General features: G+C 56.0%; 4 protein-coding genes and 1 pseudogene. 1 reads left to right on the top strand and 4 read right to left on the bottom strand.

Going from position 1 to position 5,360, the window contains the following annotated elements; translation table 11 throughout:
- Window positions 1–678: MalY/PatB family protein (locus RTY00_RS10630; RefSeq protein WP_312664404.1), on the bottom strand; the 678-nt coding region annotated here is incomplete at its 3' end.
- Complete coding sequence (gene malX, locus RTY00_RS10625; protein ID WP_312664403.1) at window positions 678–2,264, bottom strand: maltose/glucose-specific PTS transporter subunit IIBC; 1,587 nt, start codon at window positions 2,262–2,264, stop codon at window positions 678–680. The genes malX and RTY00_RS10630, both read right to left, overlap by 1 nt.
- 174 nt (window positions 2,265–2,438) lie before the next feature.
- Between malX and malI the strand changes: the two genes are divergently transcribed.
- Complete coding sequence (gene malI, locus RTY00_RS10620) at window positions 2,439–3,467, top strand: Mal regulon transcriptional regulator MalI (protein WP_061720146.1); 1,029 nt, start codon at window positions 2,439–2,441, stop codon at window positions 3,465–3,467.
- A 26-nt stretch (window positions 3,468–3,493) separates the two neighbouring features.
- Here malI and RTY00_RS10615 read toward each other — a convergent pair whose 3' ends face one another.
- The gene (locus RTY00_RS10615) at window positions 3,494–4,993 is read right to left on the bottom strand and encodes a YdgA family protein (protein ID WP_312664402.1); all 1,500 of its coding nucleotides are present in this window, start codon (window positions 4,991–4,993) and stop codon (window positions 3,494–3,496) included.
- A 132-nt stretch (window positions 4,994–5,125) separates the two neighbouring features.
- Window positions 5,126–5,360 (bottom strand): annotated as a pseudogene (locus tag RTY00_RS10610) (mannose-6-phosphate isomerase); the annotation flags it as partial.

Here is a 5,360-nt window from a genome sequence, read left to right as displayed (position 1 = left end):
GGACTGCGCAACCCGGCTCCACGGCGTATGCTGCGCATCACTCAGCACCATATCCATATGGATTTCATCGCTGATCACCTTTACGCCATGCTTTTCACACAGCGCGGCCATCTGGCGCAGCTCCTCTTCGCGCCACACTTTGCCGGTAGGATTGTGCGGACTGCACAGCAGCATCACTTTACAGCGCGGACGCGCCAGTGAAGTTTCCAGTTGCGCCATGTCGCACAGCCATTCACTTCCGTGGCGCTGCAGCGGCAGCTCCAGCACGCGACGCTGATTGCCGTTGATGGTGTTGTAAAACGCATCGTAAGCGGGCGTGTGAATCAGCACTTCATCGTCCGGCTGCGTCCAGTGGCGCAACAGCTGCGCCACCATATAAATCACCGACGGGCCATAAACCAGCGATTCTGCCGCGACTTCAGTAGCGAAACGGCTGCGCATCCAGTGCTGAATGGCAGAAAGAAAATCATCATGCTGCCAGCGGCTGTAACCAAACACACCGTGCGTAAGGCGCTGTTGCAGCGCCTCGATGATGCAAGGCGCAGTGGCGAAATCCATATCGGAGATAGTGAAGGGTAGCAAGTCCGCCACGCCGAAACGATCGGCCACGAAATCCCACTGCGTACACCAACTGCCGTGGCGATCCACCACCTGATTAAAATCAAAACCTTGCATCATTACACCGTCGCGCTCATCAGGTGTGCCATCTCATCTTTGACCGACTGCACCTGCGGGCCCATTACCACTTGCAGATTGGTGGCATTAACATGCACCACGCCAATCGCGCCGTTGGCTTTGAGCGTTGCATCATCCACTTTGCTCATATCAACCACGGTAATGCGCAGACGCGTCAGGCAGTTATCCAGTGAAGCGATGTTTTCCACGCCGCCCAGCGCCGACAGAATCGCTGGCGTGTTGAAGCCCGATTTACCGACAGCCGCGCGATTAACCTGCAGCTCCACGCTGTTGGTTTCCACTTCGCGACCTGGCGTTTTGATATTGAAGTGGCTGATGGCAAAACGGAAGATGACGTAATAAGACACGAACCACACCGCAGCAATCACCGGCACCCAATACCATTTGGTGGAGAGGCCGTGCAGCACGCCGAAGACGAAGAAGTCGATCACGTTGCCATCGGTATTACCGATAGTCACGCCCAGCATCGCCATCACGGTGAAGCCTAAACCGGTGAGCAGTGCGTGGATCAGATACAGCACCGGCGCGACAAACAGGAACAGGAACTCCAGCGGTTCTGTGGTGCCGCCCACGACGCAAGCCACCACGCCGGAAATCAGCAGGCCTTTAATTTTATGACGGTTTTCCGGACGGGCGCAGTGATACATCGCCAATGCTGCGCCCGGCAAACCACCGAGGAAGGCCGGCATTTTACCTTGCGACAGGAAGCGCGTGGCGCTCTCGGCAAAACCGTGCGTATCCGCACAGGCCAGCTGCGCCTGGAAGATGGTTAACGCACCGCTGACACTTTTACCGCACACATCCATGGTGCCGCCGGCATCGGTAAAGCGGATGATCGCCACCAGAATGTGCTGCAAACCAAACGGTAAAAGCAGACGTTCGCCGGTACCAAAAATCATTGGACCAAATTCACCGGCGCTGTTAATCACCCAGCCAAGGCCGGTAATCGCACGGGCGAAGAATGGCCAGATATGCGGAACCACTAAACCTAACACGCCCATCGCCATCGCGGTGGCGATCGGTACAAAACGCGTGCCGCCAAAGAACGCCAGCGCATCCGGCAGGCGAATGTTGTGGAAACGCTCATGCAGCCAGAACACCACGATACCGACAATAACCGCGCCGAGAATACCGGTGTCGATAGACTGAATGCCGAGGATATTTTGTACGTTATTGGCTTTCAGTACCGCCGCATCGGTGGTTGGCAGAATGCCGTTGATGTTGAGCCAGAAGTTGATGCTCAGATTCAGTACCGCGTAGCCAACAAAACCGGCAAACGCTGCCACGCCTTTGTTCTCGCGCGCCATACCGAGCGGAATGGCAATGGCAAACATCACCGGCAGATAGCTAAAGGCAAAGGAACCGATCTTCGCCAGCCAGATAAACATATATTGCAGGAAAGGCTGATCGAGCGCGGGGATGAGCGTGAGCACATCGCGGCTGCTGAGGGAACTGCCGATACCGAGCAGGATGCCGCAGAACGAAAGTAGTGCGACGGGCAACATAAAGGTTTTGCCCAGACTTTGGAAAAACTCCCAAAGTGACATTTTGGGACGACTGGCGGACATAGGATCTCCTGGCAATAAAAGTGAAAGGCTTCAATGTGGTCAAGGATGATAAAACGTTTTACCACTTATTTTTGTGGCTATAATCACAAAGAGTGACTAATTGCAGACTTTATTTTTGGTGCAATCAGTGTAACGTTTTACCTCTTTGAATTTGGACGTGGGTAACGGAAGGCTATGTCCCAGCAGAAAACCACTATTCATGATGTGGCGTTGGTCGCCGGGGTGTCGGTCTCTACCGTGTCGTTGGTACTCTCCGGCAAAGGGCGTATTTCGCCCGCTACGGCCACACGTGTCAATCAGGCGATTGAGCAGCTTGGCTACGTGCGTAATCGTTCGGCCTCAATCTTGCGCGGCGGCGAAAGCGGCGTGATCGGCTTGATCGTGCGCGATCTCAGCCAGCCATTTTATGCCGCGATGACGGCCGGACTCAGCGAAGTGCTGGAGCAGCAGGGCAAAGTGCTGGTGCTGACACAAAGCGGTCAGCACGGCCAACATCTTAAACGCTGTTTTGACACGCTGGTGGCGCAGGGCGCGGAAGGGATTGTGCTCGGCGGCGCGGTGGCGCAGGCGGAAACGCTGGTGCCGCAGGCGCAGGAACAGAACATTGCGTTAGTCTGCGCTTCGCGCGCCAGCAGCCTGGATAATGTCGACTCATTGCGTCCCGATAACAGCCAGGCGGCGCGCATGGCGACGGAGTATTTGATTCGTCAGGGCCATCAGCGTATCGCCTGGATGGGCGGTTTGGGTTCGTCTCTGACGCGCGCCGAGCGGATTGGCGGCTATTGCGCCACTTTGCTGCAATACGGTTTGCCGTTTCGATCCGACTGGATTATTGAGTGTGACGATCGCCAGCAAAGCGTGTCGGCATTAACGCTGCAGTTGTTGCGTCAACATCCCGGCATTACCGCGATTCTGGCGCATAACGGCAGCACCGCGCTCGGCTGCTATTTTGGCGCGTTACGCTGTGGGCGAACCTTTGGTGAAGGCGCGGTGGATAGCTACTACACGCAGCAACTGGCGCTGGTGGGCTTTAATGACGATCCGCAGCGGGAGTTGCACGATCCCACCATGACCTTTGTCAGTAGCGAAGCGCGTGATGTAGGAAGAAGGGCGGCGGAAAGGATGTTGCAGCGGCTGGCACAGCCGGAAGCGGAGATTCAAAGCCTGATTGTGCCGCCGCAGCTAATGCGCGGAGAAGTTTAAGGGCGGCCAATTGGCCGCCCCACTAATTACTCTGGCATGCCTTCGCTGGTCGGTGCGCCCAGCATATAGCGTGACAGGAACTGCTCCAGCGTCATCTTATCGCCATTCATAGTGACCTGACCGTTGCCGTATTGCAGGCTGGTGACGATGTTGTCATCCTGCTGCTGCGTCAGGCGGAACATCTGGCCCATCGCCGCTAAACCTTTCACCTGCTGATCCGCCAGCTTCTGCGCATCATCACCCTGATAACCTTCCGCTAAACCGACATGACGCATGGTTTCTGTCGCCATCGGCATATTGATCGCCAGCTTGCCGTCGAGGGTTTTCAGCACGCGATCCACTGCGGCACCCAAACTCTGCGCTTCGCCAGTGACGGTAGCCGGATCGTTAAAGCCGACGTTCAGGTTAAAGGTGCTTTCACCTTTGTCATTTTTCCAGCTCAGCGGCGCGATGCTCAGCGTTGGCGAGCCTTTCAAGAGCGTTGGCAGGTTATTACGCAGGATGGTTTGCACGCTGGCCTGATAGCGAATTGGATCTTCCGCCACGCCCGGCTGGTTCAGCAGATCCTGCATCTGCGCGTTGTAAGTATCCGAGAAGGCTTTCACCGCCTGCGCATCGAACTGCGCAAACTTCATCGCCAGCTTAGCTTCACCAAATGGCTGCTTCTGCAGGGTGATCTTGTCAACGTTGACGTCCAGCTGCCCGCCAATCTTGCCCTCTTTATTGTCGAAGGAAGAGGTGGTTTTCAGCTTCTCCAGTGACAAACCTTCCTGACCGTTGATGCTGGCATCCAGTTTATCCAGAGAAATTGACTGATCGCCAACGCGCACGCCTTCCGGGCTGAGGTGGGTATCGCCGCTCAGCTTCAGGCCATTGAGCGTGAACAGCACTGGCTGTTCCACCTGATTTTTGCTGGTGACCGCGATGCTGGAGAAGTCGCCGTCGAGGCTGACTTTGTCGCCTTTATTGTCGGCGCTGATGTTCAGCGTGCCGCCGTTGGTGGCCAGACGATCGCCGGTCTGCGGATTGTTATAATCCACCGCCAGCAGGTTGAGATCGGTATTGGTCGCACCGCTGTAACCGACGCGGGTATCAGCATTAACCAGCGATTTGCCGTTGGTCAGTTCAAACAGTTTCTTCACCGCATCGGTGTTTTCCAGCTCGGTGTGCACCGACGCCATGCTTGGGAGCAAGCTGCCGCGCTTCAACTGAGCGAACGGGAAAGGACCGTGATCGATAGTCTCGTTCAGCACGATGCTTTGACCAGGCTTCAACAGCGGATTGTCATTGGTTTGCGAGCTAGCTTGTACCACCAACTTGGTTTTGCTGCTGAACACGCCGCGCTGGTAATCCTGATAGCTCAGCGTCAGTCGGCTGTTCGGCGCGTAAGCATTCAGCTGCGCGTTGGCATTTTGCAACATCTGATCCATGTGGCTTTCCAGTTGTTTACCGGTAAACCATGCAGCACCAGTCCAAATCACGCCGAGCGCCACAATTACACCTACGGCAACCTGGGTCTTTTTCATCGCTGTGTCGTCCTTATCCTTGCGTCCGCACGCCGCTGGTCGGTGCGCGACGGGTGAAGAAAAACGCCCGCAGGCGTTTTAAATTAATAGTTTGAAAGAATAGCAGTTAATGCTGGCAGCGTCAGCCGGATCTCAGTTGAGCGTATTAAACACGCGAGCCAGACGTCCGGTGCCCGCCGCGTTGACCGGCGACTCATTGGCGGCGACAAAGCAGGAATCACCCGGTTTCAGCACCAGCTGTTGACCGGACTTCTCAATCACCGCCTGGCCTTCAATGCAGAACAGCAGGGCAGCGCTGTTTTGTGCCAGCGCTTGCGGCGCAGCGGAAAGCCCATGAATGGCAAAGGCAAAGTCTTCTACCGGAATC

This window comes from Pantoea sp. CTOTU49201, from assembly GCF_032054795.1.
In the GTDB taxonomy this organism is placed as follows: domain Bacteria; phylum Pseudomonadota; class Gammaproteobacteria; order Enterobacterales; family Enterobacteriaceae; genus Pantoea; species Pantoea symbiotica.
Note: the sequence above shows the minus strand (reverse complement) of the source record. Positions and strands in the feature narration are given on the sequence as shown.

What these genes read in the sequence shown, in the direction of transcription:
- malX (WP_312664403.1), bottom strand. Translation starts at nt 2,264, where the DNA reads ATGTCCGCCAGTCGTCCCAAAATGTCACTTTGGGAGTTTTTCCAAAGT.
- malI (WP_061720146.1), top strand. Translation starts at nt 2,439, where the DNA reads ATGTCCCAGCAGAAAACCACTATTCATGATGTGGCGTTGGTCGCCGGG.
- RTY00_RS10615 (WP_312664402.1), bottom strand. Translation starts at nt 4,993, where the DNA reads ATGAAAAAGACCCAGGTTGCCGTAGGTGTAATTGTGGCGCTCGGCGTG.